We start from the raw sequence: 23046 nt of genomic DNA, 5'->3' as shown, positions 1-23046 counted from the left end.
AAAAGTGAGGGAAGACGCGTATGAAGGCAACAAGAGTTCTCGTACCGGCGGCGGGCAGCCTTGCCCTCGGCGCGCTGCTGCTGCCGGGCACCGCGCTGGCCGACACGACGGTGTCGCCGTCGACCACGCCGGTCGGCGGAACCGTCGTACTCACCGCGACCAACTGCAACCCGGCATCCGGCGACGCGATCTTCCGCGTCACCGGGCCGGACCGCGACCAGAACGTCCGCTCGACCACCGCCGCCGCCGGTGGCGGACTGAGCGCCGAACTGTTCACCGCCGGGTTCACCCTGGGCACGTACACGGTGGCGGCCACCTGCGGCGACGGTACGCCCGACGGCGGCGCCACCTTCACGGTCACCCCGATCGGCGGTGCGCAGGCCGGGGGCCGCGACGGCGACGACGGCGCCGGAACCCTGGCCACCGGTGCCACCCTGCTCGCCACCGCGCTCGGCGGTGCCGTCATCCTGGCCCGCCGTCGCCGGCACGCGACCATCGCCGCGACGCGCTGACCCACGACCACACTCCATCCATCCCGCGGCGGGTGCCCGCACCGTGCAGCACGGTGCGGGCACCGGCGATCGGAGGCTCCCGTGCGGGCGTACCACCTGGGCCGCATCCTGCTCGCGTTCCTCGCGGTGGCCGGCCTCGCGCTGGTCGGCGCGGGGCTGACCCGGCTGCCGGCCGGGCCGCCGCAACCCGACGGCGCCCCGCACCGCGCGGTGACCGCGCCGAGCCTGCCGCCGCTGCCCCGCGCCACCCCCGTCGAGGTCCGGATCCCGGCCATCGGCGTACGCGCACCACTCGTGCCCGTCGCCGCCGACGAGGCCGGGGCGCTGGAGGTGCCACCGCTGGATCGGCCGGCCGTCGCCGGCTGGTACCGCCCCGGGGTCAGCCCCGGCGAGATCGGCAACGCGGTCCTGGTCGGCCACGTGGACTCCCGGAACTCCCCGGCCGTCTTCTTCGACCTCGGACGGCTGCGCCCCGGCGACACCGTCCAGATCAGCCGCGACGACGCCAGCGTGGTCCACTTCGCCGTGGAGGGCGTCGAGGCGTACCCCAAGGACCGCTTCCCCACCGACCTGGTCTACGGCTCCGGCGGCACGGCCAGGCTCCGCCTGATCACCTGCGGCGGCCGGTTCGACCGGAGCAGCGGCGAGTACGTCGACAACGTCATCGTCTTCGCCACCCGGGCCTCATGACCCCGCACGCGTTCGACCGTCGGGCACGTGCGTTTGACCGCCGGGGCGCCGGGAAGACCGTCGCCCACGGCAGACTCCCGAGGAGCGACGATGGCGCAGGCAGCACGGTCCAGGAAGCAGACCGGGGCGGGTAAGGCCCCGCCGCCGGGCAAGGTGGCCGCGAAGAAGGTGGCCACGGCGGCGAAGCGGGCCACCGGGGCGACGGCCGCGAAGACACCGGGCGGGAAGCCGACCCCGACGAGCGCGCGGGTGGCCCGCAAGAAGGCCGTCTCCGCCACGACCACCCCGACCCGCCGGCCCACCGCCAAGGCGACCGCCGCGAAGAAGGCCCCGGCGAAGAAGGCGGCGGCGAAGAAGGCCCCGGCCGCGAAGGCCACGACGAAGGCACCGGGCACGAGGGCGCCGGGCGCGAAGGCGACCACGAAGCGGGCGCCGACCAGGAAGACCGCGGCCACGCAGGCCACGGCCTCCCGGTCCCGCGCGGCCAGCAGGACGCCGACGAAGCGGGCGACCACGATGGAGTCGTTCGGCAGCCGCCGGGGCGCCCGCACCGGATCCCGCTGACCGACCAGGAGCCCGAGGGAACTGCGCCGACGCCCCCGGCCGGCCTGCGGCGGGCTGCGGGCAACGATCGAGGACATCGACACGGCCGCTTAGGTGGGCCGTCCCGGCGGGTGGGGCCAAACCAGGTCGTCCCGAGCCGGGGGCGCCGTCACGGGCGCGGACGGCCCCCGACGACCCGCCGGGCGGATCACCAGCGCCGCCGCGACCACCAGGTACGGCACGGCGGCGACCGCGAACGCCGCCGGATGCCCCGCCAGGGTGGCGACCAGACCGTACCCGGCGTACACCGCGATGATCGTCAGGTCGGTGCCCATCCCGGCCAGCGAGGTGACCGTGGCCCGGGCCGGCCCACCGATCCGGGCCTGTAGGCGCGCGTCGGCCAGCACCGAGGCGAGTTGGAGACCGCAGAAGGCCACCGCCACCAGCAGGAACCCGGCCGGATGGGCCAGCAACGCGCCACCGGCCAGGGCCAGCGCCGAGCCGGCCAGCAGCACCGCGTACCCGGGGATGCGTAGCCGCTGACCGACCGGGGCGAGCAGGCCACCGGCGACCTGCCCGACCGTCACGACCAGGAGCAGCAGCGGCACCGTCGTCAGGGCGACTCCGGTGTCCCGCACCAGCAGCGGGGTGTACTCGTCCAGCGCACCCCAGACAGCGGTGACCACGGCGACGAGCAGCACGGCCCCGCGTACCGCCGGGTTGCCACGGGCCTCGGCGACGCCCGCCCGCAGACCGGTCCACCAGCCGGGTTCGTCCGCCTCGCCGGGAGCGTCCCGGGTGTGGCCGGTGAGGTCCGTCGACCCTGCCCGGTGTTCGGGTAGGCGGGTGGCGACGGCGGCGGCGAGCAGGCAGGCCACCACACTGGCCGCGCCGACCGCCGGATAGCCGCCGAGCGCGAGCGCCGGGCTGGCCAGCACGATCGACACGAGCACCCCGACGGTGCCGGCGGTACGCGCCCGGCCGATGACGCGGGCGTACCGGTCCGCCGCACCGAGGTGGTCGAGTTCGTCGAAGACCAGGGCCTCCGTCGCGCCGGAGGCGAGCGCTCCGCCGGCTCCCCAGAGAACGAAACCGGCGGCGAACGCGGGATAGGACGGTGCGAGCGTCCAGAGGGCGAAGGCGGCGGCGGTGCAGAGCGGCGCGAGGCCGAGCAGCCGCCGTCGGGAGGTCGCGTCGGCCCACGCGCCGGAGGGCACCTCCACCGCGATGCCGGCCAACGACCAGATGACGAACAGCGACGAGATCTGCCCGACCGACAGGCCGGTATCGGCGAACAGCAGCGCGTACACCGGATAGAGCAGGACCAGGTCGGTGAGGAACGCGTACGCGTAGAGCGTGCCGGCCAGGCGGCGGGCACGCGGTGAGGTCGGGGTCATCGAGGCCTTCCGGGGTGGGACGGGTGACGGACGCGGTGTCACGGCGTCCGCAGGCGGCCCACGGCCTCGGCGGGTGCATCAATGTCGCCAGGTCATGACGGTGATGTTAGCTTGCGCGGCGGTGCGCCACGGCCCCGCCGGAACGCGGCGGCGGGACGGAACCGCCTCCGGTTCCGTCCCGCCGCGGGCCGCTCAGCGCTGGTCGTCGGTTCTCGGCAGGACCATCGTCGAGTCGCTGTCGTCGGCGCTGCGCTGCGCCGGCACGTCCGGAGCGCGCGAGGTGACCTGGGTGGTGTCCGGGTCGTCCTGGCGCGGCAGCGGCGTGGTCGGGTCGGCGTCGATGCCGGGTGCGGTGACCACCTGGGTCGCCTCCGGGTCGTCCACCACCGGGGAGCCGGTGGTGGACGTGGTGACGCCGTCCGGCTCGCCGGTCACCGGCCCGGACGACGTGGCCACCGCGGGCCCGGCCGGGGTCGTGGTGTAGACGGTGGGCGTACCGGGGGTCGGGGTGCCGGGGGTCGGGTCGGCGGAGCGCTCGGCGGTGTCGCGGCGGGCGGCGGAGTAGGCGTGGGCGTGCTCGGCGATGGTCCGCGACTCCTGCTCGGCGCGGGATAGCCAGGACTCCCAGCGGCTCTGCATCGGCCGCACCAGACCGCCGCCGACGCCGACCACGAGGATGCCGCCGACGGTGGCCAGCACCGCGATCAGCACCGGCGTGGTCACGGCGGTGGCGACGCCGATCTGGTTGAGCGCGGCGATCACGCCGAGACCGAGGATGAACACGGAGGCGACGGTGGCCAGCAGCCGGCCGTACGACAGGCCGCCGAGCGCACCGGAGATGATGTCCTTGACCGCACTCGCGATGGCGGCGGCGACGACCACGATGACGATCGCGACGAAGGCGCGGGGCAACCAGGCGATGACCCCGGCGATCAGATCGGAGATCGGGTTCGGCCCCCAGATCCCGAACGCCAGGTAGAGGGTGAGCAGCAGGATGCCGTAGTAGGCCAGCCGGGCGACGATGTCGCTGGCGTCGTAGCGGGATCGGGCCAGTGCCCGGCGGATCCCGCCCCGCTCGACCGCGCGGTCGAAGCCGACCCGTTCGAGCAGCCGGTCCACGAGCTTCAGGACCGCCTTCGCGATCAGCCAGCCGACGACCAGGATCGCCACGAAGGCGACGGCCTTGGGCAGAAAGAGAAGTATCGAGCGGAGGGTGTCCCCCGCCGCATCACCGAAGTTGTCTCGCATCGGATGGTCCTCCCAGGGGGCGGGTGCGTCGTCCGGCCCGACCTACCCGGCTGGTCCGCCCCAAAAACACCCCCGGTCGCCGACGCCGAGCACGCGGTGTTGACGATCCGCGCGGAGCGTGACCGAAAGTCGTTGGACCGGCCCGTACGGCTGGGGGATCGTGGCGGCATGCGTCAGGAGGAGATCTGGGACGTCGAGGCCGCCCAGCGTTATGACACGCCGGGCACCGGCATGTTCGCCCGCGAGGTCCTGGGACCGGCCGTGGACCGCCTCGCCGGTCTGGCGGGTGGCGGGCCGGCGCTCGAGTTCGCCATCGGCACGGGCCGGGTAGCGGTACCGCTCGCCGAGCGAGGAGTGCCCGTCACCGGCATCGAGTTGTCCCCTCCGATGATCGCCCAGCTGCGGACGAAGGCCGACGAGGCGTCGATCCCGGTGATCACCGGTGACATGGCGTCAGCCACCGCGCCGGGGAAGTACACGCTCGTCTACCTGGTCTACAACACGATCTCCAACCTGCTCACCCAGGCCGAACAGGTCGCGTGCTTCCACAACGCCGCGCGCCATCTCCTACCCGGTGGCCGCTTCGTGATCGAGCTCTGGGTGCCGGAGCTGCGCAAACTCCCACCCGGACAGCAGGCCATGGTGTTCGCTGCCCGGCCGGGATACATCGGTCTGGACACCTACGACGTCCTTCGCCAGCACGTCGTGTCGCACCACTTCTCGTTCGACGACAGCCGGCAGGCCGGGCTGTTCCGTAGCCCGCACCGCTACATCTGGCCGGCCGAACTCGATCTCATGGCTCAGTTGGCCGGGTTCGAGCTGGAAGCCAGGCACGCGGACTGGGCCGGTGCCGAGTTCACCGCGGAGTCGCGGTCCCACGTGTCCGTCTACCGCATTCCCGCGGACCATCCTGACGTTGCCTGACAGGCCCGGCGTGGCCGCTCTACGGCGCGGCACCCGACGCCAACAGCCGGCGGACGCGGAGCCGTTGGTCACTACGGACGCGCCGATCCCGAGACCTCTGACGTCGACCGTCGGTCCGGGCCCACCGGGTCGGCCCGCTGCGCCTCGATCGCCCGGATGTGCCGGTACGCGAACCACAGCGGGGGGAACGCCCCGACGGCGAAGGACAGGTCCACCATCGTCCAGAACCACGGGATCTCCCGGATCGGCCCGCAGATCAGCGCCAGCGGCACGATCCCGACACAGGCGATGATGCCGAGTTGGACCACCCAGACGTTGCGCACCGGGTCGCGCAGCGGCCCCCAGAACGCCACCGCGAGCACCAGGTGGGCGTACGCGAGCCAGTCGGTGCCGTACCGCATGAACGGGTAGCGGTCACCGGTCTCGACCAGCCCGATGTGGACCCGCTCGATCCAGCCGACCAGCGCCGGGAACTGGTCGGCGAACGGGTCGACCGCCCGCAGCAGCCAGCGCAGCTCGATCTCGAGCGGGAACGCGGTCACCCCGCTCAGCAGCAGGCCCACCACCACGATCCACAACCACCCGCGGGTACGCCGCAGGCGCTTCTCGACGTCCATGCCGGCAGCGTAGCGATGCGTCTCGCGGCAGCCCGGTCCGGCCGGGCGGCGGGCGATCAGCCCGACGGTTTCGCCGCCCGGGGCCACCACCGGTGCGACGGTGGCGGCCCGGAAGACGGGTGAGGAGAACGGTTATCGCTGTGCGACGACGCGGAAGTGCAGGACGTCGGTGAACTGGCGGCCGTACGAGTCCGTGGCGGTGACCACGGCGCGGTGCCGGCCGTCGGCGAGGTCGGCGGGGAGCGCGAACCGCCACAGGTGCATCGACCGGTCCGCCCGACTGCCGCCGTGGACCAGTTGCTGCGCGACGGCAGTCGGGTCGGACCACTCCGGACCGACCAGCTGGTCCTCGCCGCGCATCGGCTGGGTACGGGCGGCCGACCGTGCCCGACCGCCGTCGATGGCGACCCTGACGGTGGAGCCGGTGGCACCGACGAAGAAGTTGGTGGTGAGCCAGGTCGTCCCGGCAAGGTCCACGCGGTCGATCAGGTGCGGGTCGCCGAGTTCCGGCGCAGGACCCTGCGGCTGGGCGTTCCAGGCGGCCCGCGCGACGTACCACTCGCGGTAGGCCGGGCTGTTGATGCCCAGCTGCGTCTGCACCCGGTCGCTCTCGCCGGTCACCGTGAACCGCTCCTTGAACGAGCTGCCCTTGATGTCGAGGGTGAGCACACCGGGCCGGCCGCCGTCACGCTGGAGTGCGGTCGGGTAGCCCCTGTCGGTCACCTCGCCGGAATACCAGTCGCCGGCGATGGCCCCGGCCGTGATGTGCGGGAACGGCAGCCCGTCGACGCCGAAGAGGTCACGCCAGCCCTGGACGGAGTCACCGGTCTTCATGTTCTCGATCGAGTGGCTGTGCCCGGCGACGGCGACGGCCTTGCGGCCCTTGAGCAGATCGTGCACCTCGCGCACCTGGTCGACCTGGTGGATCGGGCTGCCCTCGTCGGCGAAGTTCAGCAGCCCGATGTGGCTGGCGACCACGACCAGCTTGTCGCGGCCGACCGTGGCCAGGTCACGGGCCAGCCACGCGAGCTGGTTCTCGTCGAGCCGGCCGTTGTATCGGGGCTGGTTGACCGGGTCGTTGCAGCTGGGCCGCGTACCGTCCGGGTTGTCGACGTCCGGGGTGCAGGGGTAGCGCACGGTGTTGAGCGCCACGACATGCACGTTGCCGACGTCGTACGAGTAGTACGCGGGGGCGAGCTGCGCGCGGAACGTGTCGAACGAGTGCTCGGCCGAGGTCGCGTCGAAGTCGAGGTCGTGGTTGCCGGGCAGGAAGCGGGCCGGCCCGTTGGTGAGCCGCGTCAGCCTCTTCACGTCCGGGTAGAGCGACAGGTCGTCACCGACGACGTCGCCGATGAACAGGCTACCGCAGCCCTGGTAGTCGTGGCGCTTGGCGAGGTCGCCGATCGCCCCTCTGCGGGCGTACTTTACCTCGGTCTGGTTGTACGTCTGCAGATCGCCCGCGATCACGCAGTGCTGCTCCCGGGACCTGGTCAGATCGCTCTCCACCAGGGGAAAGTTCACCGCGGAGGGCACGGGACCGGTCGGCGCGATGCCGCCGTAGCGCAGCGCCGGCGAGCCCTGAGGCAGGTGGTGGTAGTGGAACTGCGCCACGTTGAACTCGTCCACCGGCACCTGGTAGCCGGACGGCTGGGTGACGAAGACCGTCATGTTGTCGTACACCGGGAGCCGGTAGCGCCCGTGGCGATCGGTGGTGACGACGTCGCGGCCGTTCGAGACCACGACACCGGCGAGGCCGCGCTCGTTCGGGTCGCTGGCACTGTCGCGGTTCCGGTCGACGAAGACCCGGCCGGTCAGGTGGGCGGGGTCGGTCGGGCCGCCGGGGGTGCGGACCACCTCGACGTGGCCTCGGTAGGCGGTCTCGTTCCAGGTCTTCGCCGTCCGGTTCGCCATCGCGCCGGACGTGGGGACGGTCGAGGCGGTCGCACCCGCGACCGCTGCGGCGGTGAGGACGGTCAGGGCGACGCGGAGTTTGCTGCGTACTCGCGTTGAGGACATCAACATGCGCTAATCTCCGTTGAGTCGTCGGGACGACGCCGGTCGGGCTTGACCGACAGAAATCGACCCTTCCTGATTAATCTGAACAAAGCCCCCTATCTGCGGGAAACCTCAGCCGTAGTCGTGGGCCTCAAGAGTTCACGCGATCGCCATCGGGTCGGCGTGCCACTCCGGATCCCCGCGCCGCGCGATGCCCGCCGCCGCCGGCCCGGCCGCGTCGGGCTCGGGTTGTCGGACCCGGGCGCTAGCATCGCCGCGATCGCCAACCGGATGGAGGGACGCCGTGGTCCAGGACACTGTCGCAACGTTCGTCGACCGGGATCTGCGGGGTGCGCGGTTCAGCAGGTCGACGCTGGCCGGCGCGGTGATGCGTGGCGTCGACGTGCGGGGGCTCGATATCGACGCACCGTGGCTGGCCGACGGCGCACTCCTGGTCAACGGCGTCGACGTCGCGCCGCTCGTCGAGGCGGAGCTCAACCGGCGGTTCCCGGGGCGCGAGCTGAAGCAGGCGACGGAGCCCAGCACCCTTGGCGCGGCGTGGGCCGCGACCGAACGGGCCTGGGCGGCCGCGGTCGACCGGGTCATGTCCATGCCCGAGGGCGCCGTCGACGTCTCGGTCGACGGCGAGTGGTCGTTCGCGCAGACGCTGCGCCACCTCGCGTTCGCCACCGACGCCTGGCTGGGCAAGGCGGCCCTGCGTCTGCCACAGCCCTTCCACCCGCTCGGCCAGCCACACAGCGAGTACGAGACCGATGGCTTCGACATGTCGATATTCGTGGCGGAGCAGCCGACCTTCGCCGAGGTGCTCCAAGTGCGTGCCGAGCGGCAGGCCATCGTGCGGGACTTCCTCGCGACCGTCACGCCGCAGCTGCTCGCCGAGCCTCGGCCCACCGCCTGGTCACCCGAGCACGAGGCGTCGGTCCTGGACTGCCTTCACGTGATCTTCGACGAGGAGTGGGAGCATCTCCGCTACGCGCTCCGTGACCTCGACGCGCAGCATCAGGGCTCCTCGTCTACCGGCACACCCGTCCTCAGGTGACCGGCGGCGCCTCCGCCGGCGAGGGGAAAGCGGCGCGCGGTTGCCCGCCCGCCCACCAGAGCCCGATCGCCAGCGCCGCGGTCGCCTCCAGGTAGGCCGCCCGCGCCAGCCCGCCGCACGGCGCGGGCGTACAACCGATCGAGCTGATCAGGGTCTGCGTCGCGGCGGCGGCGCCGGGGTGGTCAGCGCAGTAGGGCACGGCCAGCGGCACCCCCTCGAACGTCGGGGGACGCAGCGTCCAGACGCTGACGTGGCAGAGGTTGAACGCCTTGACCAGGCGGGCATCGGGGGCGGCGCCCGCCAGTTGCCGCACCACCGACCCGGCGGCGCCCGTGTCGAGCATCGGCCCGTCTCCGGTCGGCACCAGGGGGTTGGTGCAGTCGATGACCGTCCGCCCGGCGAGTATCCCGGCCACGTCGGTCACCACCTGCGGCGCCGCAACCGCCGGCACCGCCACGAGGACCGCCTGGCCGTGGCGCGCCGCGGCACCGAGACCGCCGTGCCCGGCGGCGCGAACGCGGTCGGCGGTCCGTCGCGCCCGCTCCCGATCTCGGCCGCCGATCACCACCTCGTGCCCGGCCGCCACCCACGCGCCACCGAGCGCCGCCGCCATCCCGCCCGTTCCCAGTACGCCGATCTTCACCCGTTGCCCTCCGTTCCACGCCCCACGGCAACTCCGCGGTCCGTCGGGCCGGACGGTAGTCGCGGCGATGCAGACCGATTGGTGTGCGACGCCTGGGGCAGGATGGGAGCGTGGATGGTTCCGCCGATCGACGCGACGGCTACACCTCCGACTGCCAGGCCCGGGTGGCGTTCGAGGTGCTCGGCAACCGCTGGGACAGCGTCGTGGTCTTCACCATCGCCGCCGACGGGCCGGCGCGACCGGCGGCGCTGCTCACCCGGATCGGCGGGATCAGCCCGAAGGTGCTCAACGACGCGCTGCGCCGGCTGGAGTACAACGGCCTGGTGGAACGCCGGCCCTATCAGGAAGCGCCGCCTCGGGTGGACTACGCGCTGACCGAGGCGGGTCGCGCCCTGCTGGAACCGATGCGGATGATGGGCACCTGGGCCACCAGGTACGCCGACGCGGTCGTCGATGCGCAGGCACGCTTCACGGCACGCAGGGCCTCCACCGGCGAATGACCTTGCCGTTCACCCGTGTTGTATTGTAGACCAGTTGGTCGGTTGCAGTGTCGACGCGGGGCGGGTGATCCGGTGGCTGAGGGGCGACAGACGCGCAACACCGAGCGCACGCGGCGTGCGGTGCTGGATGCGGCCACCCAGGTGATCCTGGAGAAGGGCGCCGCGGTCACCCTGGCCGAGGTCGCCTCGGTCGCCGGAGTGTCCAAGAGTGGCTTGATCCACCACTTCGACAATCGGGATCAGCTGGTGATCGCCGTGGTCGAAGATGCGCACGAACGGTTCCGGGAGGCGGTTCTCCGCCACCTCGACCTGTCCGAGAACTACCCCGGCAAGATGCTCCGCGCGTACGTTCGCGCACTCTGCGCGGGAAGTGCGGACGCGGTGGCCGCGCGCGACTTCACCGCGGCGCCGATCTGGAGCGGTCTCTACGCGATCCCCGCAGTCGCCGCGGTCCTGAAAGAGCACGGCGCCTGGTGGGGTGAGCAGTTCGCGCTGGACGGGCTCAGCACCGAACGCATCCTGATCGTGCGCCGGGCCGCCGAGGGGATCGCCATCGCCGTCCTGTACGGGGAAGAGGACGAGGCGAGCATCGCACCGGCCCGCCGCCTGCTGCTTGAGCTGGCCACCGACGGCACCTTCCCCACGCCCATCTGACACTCCCGTAGATACGCCTGTGCCAGAAGGGCGCATTCCCACCACGGTGGGGTGTTTACGCCCTCGACGGCGTCGTGCGGTCTCCCGCCCGTATTCCCGACCCTCGGCAGACCATGCATGCTGCACAGCAGTAGTCGACGTGTTGGTTAACCGACCAGATGGTCTGTAGACTCGGTCGCGACCACCACCCCATAGACCTCCGAGTAGGGATTCTCATGAACGACGCCCCTCCCAAGGCCACCGCCCGGAGCTGGATCGGTCTGGCCGTGCTCGCCCTGCCCCTGCTGCTGATCACGATCGACGGCACCGTCCTGATCCTGGGCCTGCCCGCGATCTCCGCCGAGCTGAGCCCCACGGGCACCGAGCAGTTGTGGATGATCGACATCTACTCCCTCGTCCTCGCCGGCCTGCTCGTGGCGATGAGCACCGTGGGCGATCGGTTCGGTCGACGACGGAACCTGCTCATCGGTGCGGTCGTCTTCGCGATGGCCTCCGTCCTCGGCGCGATGGCCACCTCGCCGTGGCTGCTGATCGGTGCTCGCGCACTGCTGGGCGTGGGCGGTGCGATCATGATGCCGTCGACGCTGTCACTGGTCCGCAACATGTTCCTCGACCGGCAGCAGCGGCGTTACGCGATGGCCGTGTGGGCAGCGATGGCCTCGGTCGGCGCGGCGGTCGGGCCGATCGCCGGCGGCTGGGTCATCGAGACGTTCAGCTGGCAGGCCGCGTTCCTGATGAACATCCCGGTCATGCTGCTCCTGCTCGTCCTCGGCCCACTCCTGCTGCCGGAGAGCCGCAACCCGGAGCTGCACAAGATCGACATTCTCAGCGTCGCGCTCTCCTTTGCCGGCATGATCGGCGTGGTCTACGGCATCAAGAACCTCACCGGCGGCAAGGACATCGCTCTCGGCGTCGCCGGCGTCGTCGTCGGTCTGATCGCGGTCGTCCTGTTCGTCCGCAGACAGCTCACGCTGCCCACCCCGCTCATGGAGGTCAGGCTGTTCAAGGTGCGCTACTTCCGGGGAGCCGTCGTCGGGGATCTCCTGTCGATCTTCGCGATGGTCGGCGCGCTGGTGGCACTCATCCAGCACCTTCAGCTCGTACTCGGCCTCAGCCCGCTCCAGGCGTCCGTCTGGCTGCTGCCCCAGGCGTTCCTCGCCGCCATCGCCGCGTTCGTCGCGGCGGCTCTGGTCAAGCGTTTCCTCCCCGCCTACGTCATCGCCGCCGGGCTCCTGATCGCCGCCGTCGGCTTCGGGCTGACCATCTTCCTGTCGCCGACGTCGAGCCCCGCCCTGATCGCCACCTCACTCGCGCTGGTCTCGCTGGGCGCGGGCATCGGGTTGGGTCTAAGCAACGACATCATCATGAGTTCCGTCAGGCCCGAACGCGCCGGGCAGGCCGCCGCCACCTCGGAGACCGCGTACGAGATCGGCACGACGCTGGGCACGGCGGTGCTGGGCGGGGTGCTCGTCGCCTGGTACACGAGGGTCGTCACCGCGGGAACCGGTGCGCTCGACCTGACGGCGAGCCTTGCCGATCGGGTGTCCTCGACGATGGCGGAGGCGCTGCTGGTGGCCACCGAGGTCGGCGGCCCGACCGGAGCCTCCATCCTCGACATCTCCAGGCACGCGTTCACCGAAGCGATCACCGTCACCGGTGCCGCCGGTGCGGGGGTGATGGTCCTCGCCGCGATCTGGGCCCTGGTCACACTTCGGGGCGCGGCCGCGAACAACGATCTCGCCGCAGAGCACGAGCACGAGCTTCGGCACTGACCCGCATCGTCCACCCGCCGCTCACCGACGCGCGGCGGGTGGACGATGCGCGTCACCGCCTGGCTCAGGCCGTGGCGCCGCCGTCGACGGCGATCGACGCGCCGGTGATGTGCCGTCCACCGTCACCCACCAGGTGGCTGACCGTCGCCGCCACGTCGGCCGGCGATGCGTACCGCCCGAGGGCGATCTGGGCCCGCTGCGCGTCCGCGCCGGCGCTGTCCGCCCGGTTCATGTCGGTGTCGGTCGAGCCGGGCAGGATCAGGTTGACCGTGATCCCGCGCCGTCCGAGTTCGCGGGCGAGCGCCCGGGTCAGTCCGTTGACGGCACTCTTGGTCATCGCGTACGCGCTCACCCCGGGAGCCGGGACACGGCTGGCGAAGCTGCTGCCGATGTTGACGATCCGCCCGCCCTCGCCCATGTGGCGGACCGCCGCCTGGGTGGCGAGGAACACCCCGCGCACGTTGACCGCGACGGCCCGGTCGAGGGCGTCCAGGCTGACCGACTCGATCGGCCCGCCCGCGAACACCCCCGCGTTGTTGACCAGCACGTCCAGCCGCCCCAGCTCGGTGACGGTCTGCTCGACCGCACCGACCACCGCCGCCGCGTCGGCACTGTCCGCTCTGATCGACAGGCCGGTACGGCCGTACGCCTCGACGTCGGCCAGGACGGTCTTCGCGCTCTCCTCCGCGGTGCGATAGGTGAACGCGACGTGCATGCCGTCCTCGGCGAGCCGACGCGCGACGGCGGCGCCGATACCCCGGCTCCCGCCCGTGACCAGGGCAACCCTGCCGGCAGATCTGACCGTCATGCCGCAATCCTGACAGTCGACACAGGACACACGTCATCCGGGTCGACCTCCGCCCACGCGGATGGCCGGTGCCGGCCCGGTGGGATCGACGAGTGCAGCTGCGTCGACCTCTGGCGCCGGAGCCGAGCGTGGCAATATCCTCCACACCACACACTTAAGTTGAAGCTGGTTTTCACACGGTCCGTGGAGGAGACGCCATGCATGCCGACCACACCGAACTGGACCGCCGGACGCTGCTGCGCGCCGGGCTCGGCGCCGCCACGGTCGCCGTCGTCGGGACCGAACTCGCCCTGGCCGCCCCCGCCCGGGCCGACCAGGGCGCGGACCTCGACTGGATCATCAGCTGCGACGGGTGGGGCGCCCGGCCACCGACGTCCCCGCTGGCGGTCAGCGAGATCCCGACCAACAAGATCATCGTGCACCACATGGCGTTCCCGAACGTCACCGACCACTCCCGGGAGCAGGCCGTGCGGCTGGCCCGCGAGTGCCAGGACCTGCACATCGACGGCAACGGCTGGTCGGACACCGGCCAGCACTTCACCATCAGCCGGGGCGGGTACGTGCTGGAGGGCCGGCGCGGCAGCCTGGAACGGCTGCGGGCCGGCGACCGGCAGATGATCTCCGCGCACTGCCCCGGCGAGAACGGCCGGGCCATCGGCATCGAGAACGAGGGGACGTACGTCGACGAGACGCCGCCGGAGGCGCTGCTGGACTCGCTGGTGCGGCTCTGCGTGACCATCTGCCGGCGGTACGGGCTGCACGCGCACGACATCTTCGGCCACTGGGACTTCCGTACCACCCAGTGCCCCGGCGCGGCCTTCTACCGGCAGTTCCCGGCGCTGCGCCGCCAGGTCTTCCGCGCCCTCGGTACCAGCCTGCGCGACGTGCCGGTCCGGCGCTGGCCGGACCTGTGGCGCTTCGTCAACGCCCCGCCGGTGCAGGTGGTGCAGTACCTGCTCGCCCACCACGGCTACCCGGTCGAACCGACCGGCGTGTTCGACGCGGCCACCGTCGCGGCAGTGCAGGACTGGCAGGCCCGCAACGGCCTGCCGGTCGACGTCGACGCCACGCTGACCGCCGGGACGTGGGAGACGCTCGCGCCGCGGCTGCGCGGCGACGCCGCCGGCCTGCCGGTCACCGCCGTGCAGTACCTGCTGCACCTCAAGGGGTACGCCGACGTCACGGTGACCGGCAGCTTCGACCGGCCCACCCGCCGGGCGGTGCAGGACCTACAGAACCTGCACGGGTTGCCGCGCAGCGGCGCGGTCGACACCGACACCTGGTGCGCGATCGTCGGTGGTGTGGTGCGGCGGTCGTTCACCCGGCGCTGACCGCCGTACCCGACGTGACCTGCGGCGCCGGCAGCGGACCCCGCCCGGCGGCAGGTTTGATCCGGCGGGGCGGCGGAAAGTGTGGCGGGATGAGATGGGCCCGCCACGCCGTACCCGCCGCCGTCGCCGCGATCGCCGCCCTCGCTGCCCGTGACCTGCTGCAACGCGAACACGCGCTGCGACGTAACTTCCCGCTGCTGGGTCGCGCCCGCTATCTGCTGGAATCGGTCGGGCCGGAACTGCGGCAGTACGTCGTGGCCGGCAACAACGAGGAGCGCCCGTTCACCCGCGACCAGCGCCGCTGGGTGTACGCCTCGGCGAAGCGGCAGAACAACTACTTCGGGTTCGGCACCGACAACGACATCGAGTACACGCCCGGGTACCCGATCATCAAGCACCGCACCTTCGGTCGGGCGGTGCCGCCGTCGGCCCCCACGGTCGGGCACGAGGTGCGGCTGCCGTCGGCGAAGGTGCTCGGGGGCGCCCGGGGACGCGCCCGCGCGTTCCGCCCGGCGTCGGTGGTGACCATCTCGGGAATGAGCTTCGGTTCGCTCTCCGGTCGGGCGGTCGAGGCGTTGAACCGGGGCGCGGCGATCGCCGAGTGCCTGCACAACACCGGCGAGGGCGGCCTGTCGCCGTACCACCGCAACGGTGGGGAGCTGATCCTGCAGATCGGCACCGCGTACTTCGGCTGCCGCGACGACCGGGGCCGGTTCGACCTGGCCCGGCTCAGGGACGTGGTGGCCGGTGCCCCGGTACGGGCCCTGGAGGTCAAGCTCAGCCAGGGCGCCAAGCCCAGCCTCGGTGGCCTGCTGCCGGCGGCCAAGGTGTCGGCGGAGATCGCCGCGACCCGGGGCATCCCGGTGGGGCGGGACTGCGTCAGCCCGTCCCGGCACGCGGAGTTCTCCGACTGCGACAGCCTGCTCGACTGGGTGGAACTGCTGGCGGCCGAGACCGGCCTGCCGGTCGGCATCAAGTCCGCCGTCGGCGACCTCGGGTTCTGGACGGAGCTGACCGACCTGATGCGCGACACCGGCCGGGGCGTCGACTTCGTCACCGTCGACGGCGGCGAGGGTGGCACCGGCGCCGCGCCGCTGATCTTCACCGACTCCGTGTCCCTGCCGTTCCAGCAGGGCTTCGCCCGGATCTACCCGATCTTCGCCGAGCGCGACCTGCACGAGCAGGTGGTCTTCATCGGTTCCGGCAAGCTCGGCCTGCCCGACAACGCGGTGGTCGCCTTCGCGCTCGGCTGCGACATGGTGGCCGCCGGCCGGGAGGCGATGCTGGCGATCGGCTGCATCCAGGCGCAGAAGTGCCACACCGACACCTGCCCCACCGGCGTGGCCACCCAGAACGCCTGGCTGGCGCGGGGCCTGGACCCGACGTCGAAGGCGGTCCGGGCCGCGCACTACGTGAAGACCCTGCGGCGGGACCTGATGAAGGTTGCCGAGGCGTGCGGGGTGGAGCACCCGGGCCTGATCGACACCGACGCCGTCGAGATCCTCGGCGGGCGGACCACCGCCACCCCACTGCGCGAGGTGTACGGGTACCGGCCCGGCTGGGGCCTGCCGTCGGCGGCCGACCGGAAGGCGATCGTGGAGCTGATGTCCACCGAGGCACCCCAGGGCGGCAGCGCTCCCCCGTCACCGACCGCCCAGCGCTGATCGTCCGAAGGCCGACACGCCGGGACCGGAGCGCCCGCACCTTGCTCTACTGTAGACGGCGGCTGGGCCGGCGGGCGGTGGAGGTGTGGCGTGGGTCTGGAGACGGATCAGGACCTGCTCCGCGACCTCGCCTGGCCGATCGTGCGCGCCACCTCCCCCGGCGAGGACGAGGAGTTGTTCCAGCTGCTGGCCGAGGCGCACTTCGCCGACCCCGCCGGATACGCCAACGCAGACCACCGCAGCGGTCCACTCGCCTTCGGCCTGCCCGAACTTGTGGTGCTGCTGACTCCGGTCGCGCTGGCGGCGATGACCGAAGCCGTGCGTTATGTCGTCGGCGTGGGAGTGCGTCGGGGGCATCGGGTCACCGCCGACGCGCTACGCCGCCTCTTCCGGGGTAAGCCAGCCGAACCACAGACCGCACCGCTGGAGCTGACCGTCCAGGAATGGACGGAGGTCCACCGGATCGTCGAGCAGGTCGCCCGGCGCGGTGGATTCGAACCCGAGCGGGCGACGCTCGTCGCCGACGCGGTGGTCGGGCGGGGCATGCTGGGGAAGGAGTCGCGCTGAGCCCCCAGGCTCCGTCGAGCCCAGGCCACGACCGTCCAGCCGTACGTCCGCACGCCACCGCCGTCTGGTTCGCCCTGCTGGTCGGGGCGGTCATCGCCGCCAGCCTACAGCTCTTCCTTCTTCTTCCGTTCCACCTACCGGGGGTGGTGGAACGCTTCGAACGGCGGACCGCCGAGTGCGGGGCGGCGTTCGAGGACGCGGTGGCGCGGCTGGCCGCCGAGGGCACCATCACCGACGCTGACCGCGCCGCGGTGCAGCGGGAGTTCCGCGCCTGCCTGCGGCCGGCCTTCGCCGGCCAGTACGTCGGGGCGGCCGCCGGATTGGGCACGCTGACCGTGGTGACCACCATCGGTTACCTCGCCCATCCGCAGTGGCTCATCCACCGCCGCCGGCTGCGTCGGATCGACTCGACAGCCGCGCCGGCGCTGGTGGGCGAACTGGACCAGCTCTACCGGGAAGCCGGTCTGACCCGCGCCCCACGCTGGTTGCTGGCCCCGCGCCGACGCACCACCGGCGGGCAGGCGTTCGGGCTGCCGGGCCGTCGGTGCGTACAGCTGGACGCCGGTCTGGTGCTGCTGCGGCGCACCGATCCGCCGGCCTTCCGGGCGGTCGTCCGGCACGAGCTGGCGCATCTGCGCAACCGCGACGTGGACCTGACCTATCTGACGATGGCCGTCTGGTGGGCGTTCCTGGCCGTGGCCATCCTCCCCCGGCTGGTGCTGGCGCTGTTTCCCGGCCTGCTCGGAGTCCCCGGCGAGCCGCTCGGGCGGACCACCCTCAGGACGCTCGCCGCACTGCTGGTGATGACCGTCCTGGTGTACGGCGTGCGTAACGCGCTGCTGCGCATCCGGGAACGACACGCCGACGCGTTCGCTGCCGGGCACACCACCTCGGACGGTGCGCTCGCCCGCGTCCTGGGGCGCCTGCCACCACCCCGGCGGTGGTACGGCCGATGGGGCACCCATCCACTACCGGCCGACCGGCTGCGAACGGTCCGCGACCCCACGACGCTGCTGGTGCCCGCGTACGGTGTGCTGGTCGCCGCCGGGTTGCCGGCCGGCGCCCTGACCGCCGACCTGTCCGTGACCGCCGGGCTCCGATTCGGCCTGGATGCGCGGCTCGGAATCGCGTTGCTCGGCCTGTTTGTCGGACCGTGGCTCGGTGGGTTGTTGGCGGTGACGTTGTGGCAGAACGTCGCCGCGCGGGCCGACGAGGCGCGGCGGGTGCCGATGTGGTTCGGCGGGCCGGTCGTGCTCGCCGCCGCCTTTCTGGCGGGCACCCTGCTGTCGTTGCAACAGGTCACCTCCGCCACCGGCCTGCCCGGAATCGGCGGACTCGACTCGTGGCTGGTCGCGGCGGCGGTGCTGGCCGCCGGTGCGGTGCTGTTGGGGGCGTGGGTCGACGCCGCGGCCCGAGCCGCTGACGCCGGCGGCCGACCCAGCCGGTGGACGCCGCCGGCCACCGTGGCCACCGCCGCGCTGGTCGCGGGCACCGCGTTGATGGTCTGGTTGCCGCTCAGCCGGCTCTCGTACGGCTTCGCGTTCAGTCCCGGCACCGGACCCGCCACCGGTCCCGATCCCGGCTGGTACGCGGCGACGGCGGCGATCGTGGGCGGCCAGTTGGGCCCGGCCACCCACTTCGTGTTCCACCCGTTGACGCTGCCGGCGCTGGCGCTCCTGTGGCTGGTGCCGGTGCTGGCCGCCCGGCGACGTGCCGACGTCACGGCACCGCTGCGCCGGGCGATCCTCGTCGGGCTGGGCACCGGGGCCGTCGCGGCCGTGGCAGCCGCGGCGCTGCCCGTGCTGGCCCCGCGGGTGCTACCCGTCGGCGTCCGGAGCGAGCCACCGTCCGGGACAGCCGGGGAGCCGTACGTCACGGTCCTCGGCAACACCGTCATCGCGGTCGGATCGCTGGCCGTGGCGGTCGCGGTGCTCGTGCTGGCGTTCGGGCGTGGCCGGTTGCGCCCCGCCGGGTCGGTGCTGGCCGCCGTGGTCAGCGGGTTGCTCGCCACCGGCGGGTACGTCATGTTGGGCGTGCCGGCCTACTGCCTCGCCGACGTGACGGATCCGGGGTGGTGCCTGCCGGTGCCGTCGGCGGTGGAGATCTCCCGGGTCGCCCACTGGATCATCGTGCAGGGCGTGCTGCTGGCGGCCGTACCGCTGGTGGGGTTCGTGATAGCGGCGGCGGCGCTGCGGCCCGATGTGCGGCCGGCCGAGGAAGCGCGGCCGGCCGGCGGCGAGATCCGCTCAGCTCGACACGTACGCGGACCGACCGTCGCGGTTCTCGCCGCCGTGCTGGTCGCGACCGCCTGGCTGGCCTGGGAGATGCTGCCCCTGGCCGGCGAGTACTGGCGGGTGACCGGCGGCGGGTGACCGGCGGCCACCACCCGCGCCATTCGTACATGTGTGCGATGATGGCCGCGTGTCGGGCGAGGCCACCATCCTGCATGCCGACCTGGACGCGTTCTACGCCTCGGTCGAGCAGCGCGACGATCCGCGGCTGCGCGACCGGCCGGTGCTCGTCGGCGGCGGCGTGGTGCTGGCCGCCAGCTACCAGGCCAAGGCCCGGGGCGTACGCAGCGGCATGGGCGGTGCGCAGGCCCGCCGGCTCTGCCCGGAGGCGGTCGTCGTCCCGCCCAGGATGTCCGCGTACAGTGCGGCCAGCCGTGCGGTGTTCGACATCTTCCGGCAGACCACCCCGCTGGTCGAAGGGCTCTCCATCGACGAGGCGTTCCTCGACGTCGGCGGCCTGCGCCGCCTGGCCGGGCCGCCGGCCGAGGTCGCCGCCGAGCTGCGCCGGGTGGTCCGCGAGCGCGTCGGCCTGCCGATCACCGTGGGGGTGGCCCGGACGAAGTTCCTGGCCAAGGTCGCCAGCGGCGTCGCCAAGCCGGACGGCCTGCTGGTCGTGCCGCCGGCCGGGGAACATGCCTTCCTGCACCCGCTGCCGATCGAACGGCTGTGGGGCGTCGGGCCGGTGACCGCCGCGACGCTGCGGCAGCATCGCATCCATACGGTGGGTGACGTCGCCCGGCTGGGCGAGGCGACCCTGGTGTCGCTGCTCGGCGGTGGCGCCGGCCGTCACCTGCACGCCCTGGCCCACCACCGTGACCCGCGCCCGGTGCAGGTGGGCCGCCGGCGCGGGTCGATGGGCGCCCAGCACGCGCTGGGCCCGGCCGGGCAGCACCCCGCCGAGCTGGAGGCGATCCTCGCCGGGTTGGTCGACCGGGTCACCCGCCGGATGCGGTCAGCCGGCCGCGCCGGGCGGACCATCACCCTGCGGCTGCGCTTCGCCGACTACACCCGGGCCACCCGGGCGCGCACCCTGGCCAAGCCGACCGCGGAGACGGCGACGGTGCTCGGCGCCGCCCGTGCCCTGCTGCGGACAGCGTCGCCCGAGATCGAGCGGCGCGGCATCACCCTGATCGGCGTGGCGGTCGGCAACCTCGGCACCGGGCACGTCCAGCTCACGCTGCCCTGGCACGCCGACCCGGCGGCCGAGTTGGACACGGCGGTCGACGCGATCCGCGAACGGTTCGGCACGACCGCCGTGACCCGCGCGGTGCTGCTCGGCCACGACACCGGCCCGGAGATGCCCCTGCTGCCCGACCCGTGAGCCCACCGACGTACCCGGGCGGCCGACCGAGACCGTACCCCGATCCGATGCGGCGGGCCGTCACCGGCAGGCCCGCGCACCTCCTCCCCCGGCGTCGGCCGCCACGGCCGGCCGGGCCGACTCCGGCTCACCGGCCGAATCCACCGGTGGCGTCGGGCCGCTGGTCGGTTCGAGCCGCACCGAGGGCACCGGCCGCCAGAGAAGGTCGACCGTCACCCCGCCGGGCCGCGCCCGGCGGTGCCGGTCGCGGTAACCGAGCCGATGGTAGAGGCGTACGTCGTCGCCGCTGTGCACCTCGGCGTACGACGGCAGCCCGAGGTTGTCCATCCACCGCTGGCTACCGACGAGAACCGCCTCGGCCTGGGCGGCCCGGTCGGCGTCCGGCGGTGCGGCGAGGAACGCCAGGTGGTTGTGTGCCTCGTCGGGTCGCCGCACGGCAAGGGTGTGATCGAGCCAGCGGAACCGGACCGCGTGGTCGCCGCAGGCGTCGTCGAGTCGCTCGTCGTAGCGCGGTGGGGGCGGGATCGGGCGGTAACGGTGGAACCAGACGGTGGCGGCGGTCCCGTCCTTGAGCAGGAACGCGTCGCCGAACAGCAGGGCGTGCTCGGTCCAGATGCGGGCCACGGCGGCGATCACGGCGGGTCGCCGCCGCTCGTCGGGCACGAGCCACGCCCCGAGGGCGGTCGGCGCGGCGGCAGCGGTGACAAGGTCGACGATCCAGTCGAGGTCGCACCATCGGGCACGGTGGACCGGCAGAGTGACGTGCATGGAAAACTCCTGGTGAGGCGAAGTCAGCGAAGGCGGAGTCGGTCCGGCGCCGCGCGGCGGGCGCGGGCACGGTCCGGTGACGTTCGACCGCGTACGGCCGCCGTCCGGAGGCACGCCGGGCGGCCCGTCCCAGGACGTGGCGCCGTGGCGTGTGACCACCGTCCGGTCAGGCCGGCCGGCTCCGCGGGCGGGGAGATCGGGAGGGGCGGTACCCCGTACGGGCCGGCCGGGTCACCCGGCCCTGGACCGGCGGCGGTGCCCAGCCGGCCGGGGCGGCATCGGCGGTGCCGCCATGGGAGGTCGGGGTCGGCTCGGCGCCGCTCATGCCGGGGGCCGGCGATACGGGTGCCGGGCCTCGGGTGCGCTCGCCCTGCCGGTCCAGCGTGTCCGGTCCGTCGTCGCCGGTGGCGCTCTCGTCGCCTGACCAGGACGCCGATGGGTACGCGGACCGGTGCGAGGCGGCGGCGGACCGCACCGGCTCCACGATGCCCGGCATGGCATCGGCCGGCTCCAGCTCACCTGGCGGGGTGGTGTCGGCCGGCGGCACCGTCAGCGGCGGCCCGGTGAGATCCGGGGCGGGTTGCGGTGCGGGCTGGTCGGGCGCGGGCTGATCCGGCGCGGGCGGGGCCGCCGGTGGCGACGGTTCGGGCAGGGCGACGACGGGATCCAGCAGGTCGAGCAGCGGGTCGAGCGGACCGAGGATCGGCGCCAGATCCTGCAGGAACGGATCCAGACCGGCCACGATCGCATCGACCAGCGGCGACGCGGGACCGAGAAGCTGCTCCAACAGGGCGACGAGCGGATCCACCAACGGTCCCACGGTGGCCGCTGCCGGGGCGACGACCTCGTCGCGCACCACGTCGGTCAGCGGCGCGACCAGGCCCGCCACCGCCTTTGCGACCCGGCCGTCGTCCCGGCTCGCGGCCGACCCGGATCGCCGATCCGGTGCCGGCACAGCGGCGGACGGATCGGGAGCGACCGGGGGCGACGACGCGCCGGGGAGCACCGCGTCCGACGGCGACAGGTCCGACGGTGCCGGCGCCATCCGTGGCGTGCCGGTAGGCGGCGCCGGCTCCTTCGATGGCGTGCCGGCAGGCGGCGGCGCGGGGTCACCCGGCGGCGTGCCCCCCGGCGACCGCCCGGGGGCGGGGGTGTCGGTGGGCGGCGGCGCCCCGGGGCCATCGTGCGGCGCGCCACCGGGACGCCCGCCCGGCTGCTCCGGCGGCCCGCCAACGGCCGGCGGAGCCTGGCCGGGCGGTGCAGCATGGCCGGGCGGTGCAGCATGGCCGGGCGGTGGGGTGGGTGCCGACGTGTCGGACGGCGTGGCGGGCGCGGCCGGGTCGGCCGATGGCGGCCGGGGTGCGTCGCGCGCCGGCCGGTCGGGGGCGAGCACCGGGGTGAGAATGGCCCGGATCAGGTCGCCGGCCAGGCCGCCCGGTCTGTCCGACGTGGCCGCCGGACCGTCCTGAGTGGCTGCCGGCGGTGTCTCGGCGGCGTGGGCGGGAGTCGTCGTCGCCACGTCGTAGGCGCCCCAGGCCCCGCCCGCGATCGCGGTCAGGAAGCCCAGCCGTAGCGCCGCACGGACGAGGCGGCCGCGCCGTCGACTCGTCACCGGCGCCTCCCGTGCCCGACCACCACCCGTTGCGAGCGCAGCCTAACCCACCGCGACACCCTGGTCACAGGACGCTGGGCGTGTCGCCGGAGACGGGCGAGAGAACACTGGTCCAACCAGTTGACGGGT

At 73.2% G+C, this 23046-nt stretch carries 20 protein-coding genes and 1 pseudogene; 12 read left to right on the top strand and 9 right to left on the bottom strand.

Annotation, left to right across the window (positions count from 1 at the left end):
- Window positions 1-20 precede the first annotated feature (20 nt).
- Both O7615_RS27520 and O7615_RS27515 read left to right on the top strand, forming a co-directional pair.
- Window positions 21-512, top strand: a complete 492-nt coding sequence (locus O7615_RS27520) for a hypothetical protein (protein ID WP_278180688.1) — start codon at window positions 21-23, stop codon at window positions 510-512.
- Between the two features lie 81 nt (window positions 513-593).
- Window positions 594-1202: a class F sortase gene (locus tag O7615_RS27515; protein WP_278180687.1), complete on the top strand. Its 609-nt coding sequence runs from the start codon at window positions 594-596 to the stop codon at window positions 1200-1202.
- On the opposite strand, the gene O7615_RS27510 is transcribed toward O7615_RS27515, so the two are convergent.
- The 3 genes and pseudogenes from O7615_RS27510 to O7615_RS27500 all read right to left on the bottom strand — a co-directional run.
- Window positions 1088-1843, bottom strand: coding sequence for a hypothetical protein (locus O7615_RS27510; protein ID WP_278180686.1), 756 nt, complete (start codon window positions 1841-1843; stop codon window positions 1088-1090). The genes O7615_RS27515 and O7615_RS27510 overlap by 115 nt on opposite strands.
- Before the next feature lie 12 nt (window positions 1844-1855).
- Complete coding sequence (locus O7615_RS27505; RefSeq protein ID WP_278180685.1) at window positions 1856-3142, bottom strand: MFS transporter; 1287 nt, start codon at window positions 3140-3142, stop codon at window positions 1856-1858.
- A gap of 573 nt (window positions 3143-3715) precedes the next feature.
- Window positions 3716-4390, bottom strand: a pseudogene (locus O7615_RS27500) (hypothetical protein); the annotation flags it as partial.
- Window positions 4391-4558: 168 nt separating this feature from the next.
- Here O7615_RS27500 and O7615_RS27495 point away from each other — a divergent pair.
- Window positions 4559-5314, top strand: coding sequence for a class I SAM-dependent methyltransferase (locus O7615_RS27495; protein WP_278180684.1), 756 nt, complete (start codon window positions 4559-4561; stop codon window positions 5312-5314).
- A 71-nt stretch (window positions 5315-5385) separates the two neighbouring features.
- On the opposite strand, the gene O7615_RS27490 is transcribed toward O7615_RS27495, so the two are convergent.
- Together O7615_RS27490 and O7615_RS27485 are read right to left on the bottom strand one after the other, a co-directional pair.
- The gene (locus tag O7615_RS27490; RefSeq protein ID WP_278180683.1) at window positions 5386-5931 is read right to left on the bottom strand and encodes a hypothetical protein; all 546 of its coding nucleotides are present in this window, start codon (window positions 5929-5931) and stop codon (window positions 5386-5388) included.
- A 132-nt stretch (window positions 5932-6063) separates the two neighbouring features.
- A complete protein-coding gene (locus O7615_RS27485; RefSeq protein ID WP_278180682.1) occupies window positions 6064-7947 on the bottom strand; it encodes a calcineurin-like phosphoesterase family protein in 1884 nt (627 codons plus the stop codon).
- Between the two features lie 283 nt (window positions 7948-8230).
- On the opposite strand from O7615_RS27485, the gene O7615_RS27480 reads away from it, so the two are divergent.
- Complete coding sequence (locus O7615_RS27480; protein ID WP_278180681.1) at window positions 8231-8986, top strand: DinB family protein; 756 nt, start codon at window positions 8231-8233, stop codon at window positions 8984-8986.
- Here the strand turns inward: O7615_RS27480 and O7615_RS27475 are convergent.
- Entirely contained in the window at window positions 8979-9629 is a 651-nt protein-coding gene (locus O7615_RS27475) for an NAD(P)-binding domain-containing protein (protein WP_278180680.1), read from the bottom strand. The genes O7615_RS27480 and O7615_RS27475 overlap by 8 nt on opposite strands.
- A gap of 110 nt (window positions 9630-9739) precedes the next feature.
- Between O7615_RS27475 and O7615_RS27470 the strand changes: the two genes are divergently transcribed.
- The 3 genes from O7615_RS27470 (at window position 9740) to O7615_RS27460 (ending at window position 12555) form a co-directional block, all read left to right on the top strand.
- Complete coding sequence (locus O7615_RS27470; protein ID WP_278180679.1) at window positions 9740-10129, top strand: helix-turn-helix domain-containing protein; 390 nt, start codon at window positions 9740-9742, stop codon at window positions 10127-10129.
- Window positions 10130-10201: 72 nt separating this feature from the next.
- On the top strand, window positions 10202-10783 hold the full coding sequence (locus O7615_RS27465) for a TetR/AcrR family transcriptional regulator (protein WP_278180678.1): 582 nt from the start codon (window positions 10202-10204) through the stop codon (window positions 10781-10783).
- 215 nt (window positions 10784-10998) lie between these two features.
- Complete coding sequence (locus O7615_RS27460; RefSeq protein ID WP_278180677.1) at window positions 10999-12555, top strand: MFS transporter; 1557 nt, start codon at window positions 10999-11001, stop codon at window positions 12553-12555.
- Window positions 12556-12619: 64 nt separating this feature from the next.
- Here O7615_RS27460 and O7615_RS27455 read toward each other — a convergent pair whose 3' ends face one another.
- Window positions 12620-13363, bottom strand: coding sequence for an SDR family oxidoreductase (locus O7615_RS27455; RefSeq protein ID WP_278180676.1), 744 nt, complete (start codon window positions 13361-13363; stop codon window positions 12620-12622).
- A 197-nt stretch (window positions 13364-13560) separates the two neighbouring features.
- Between O7615_RS27455 and O7615_RS27450 the strand changes: the two genes are divergently transcribed.
- The 5 genes from O7615_RS27450 to dinB all read left to right on the top strand — a co-directional run bounded on the left by O7615_RS27450 (window position 13561) and on the right by dinB (window position 20537).
- A complete protein-coding gene (locus O7615_RS27450; RefSeq protein WP_278180675.1) occupies window positions 13561-14694 on the top strand; it encodes an N-acetylmuramoyl-L-alanine amidase in 1134 nt (377 codons plus the stop codon).
- An 89-nt stretch (window positions 14695-14783) separates the two neighbouring features.
- Complete coding sequence (locus O7615_RS27445; RefSeq protein WP_278180674.1) at window positions 14784-16358, top strand: FMN-binding glutamate synthase family protein; 1575 nt, start codon at window positions 14784-14786, stop codon at window positions 16356-16358.
- 90 nt (window positions 16359-16448) lie between these two features.
- A complete protein-coding gene (locus O7615_RS27440; protein ID WP_278180673.1) occupies window positions 16449-16925 on the top strand; it encodes a hypothetical protein in 477 nt (158 codons plus the stop codon).
- Between the two features lie 143 nt (window positions 16926-17068).
- Window positions 17069-19297 (top strand): M48 family metalloprotease, encoded by a 2229-nt coding sequence (locus tag O7615_RS27435; protein WP_278180672.1) that lies wholly within the window; start codon window positions 17069-17071, stop codon window positions 19295-19297.
- 49 nt (window positions 19298-19346) lie between these two features.
- Window positions 19347-20537: a DNA polymerase IV gene (dinB, locus tag O7615_RS27430; protein ID WP_278180671.1), complete on the top strand. Its 1191-nt coding sequence runs from the start codon at window positions 19347-19349 to the stop codon at window positions 20535-20537.
- A gap of 60 nt (window positions 20538-20597) precedes the next feature.
- On the opposite strand, the gene O7615_RS27425 is transcribed toward dinB, so the two are convergent.
- Entirely contained in the window at window positions 20598-21305 is a 708-nt protein-coding gene (locus O7615_RS27425; RefSeq protein ID WP_278180670.1) for a hypothetical protein, read from the bottom strand.
- Window positions 21306-21471: 166 nt separating this feature from the next.
- Window positions 21472-22917, bottom strand: coding sequence for a hypothetical protein (locus tag O7615_RS27420; protein ID WP_278180669.1), 1446 nt, complete (start codon window positions 22915-22917; stop codon window positions 21472-21474).
- Between the last annotated feature and the right edge of the window lie 129 nt (window positions 22918-23046).

This window comes from Micromonospora sp. WMMD1082, from assembly GCF_029626175.1.
Classification (GTDB): domain Bacteria; phylum Actinomycetota; class Actinomycetes; order Mycobacteriales; family Micromonosporaceae; genus Micromonospora.
Note: the sequence above shows the minus strand (reverse complement) of the source record. Positions and strands in the feature narration are given on the sequence as shown.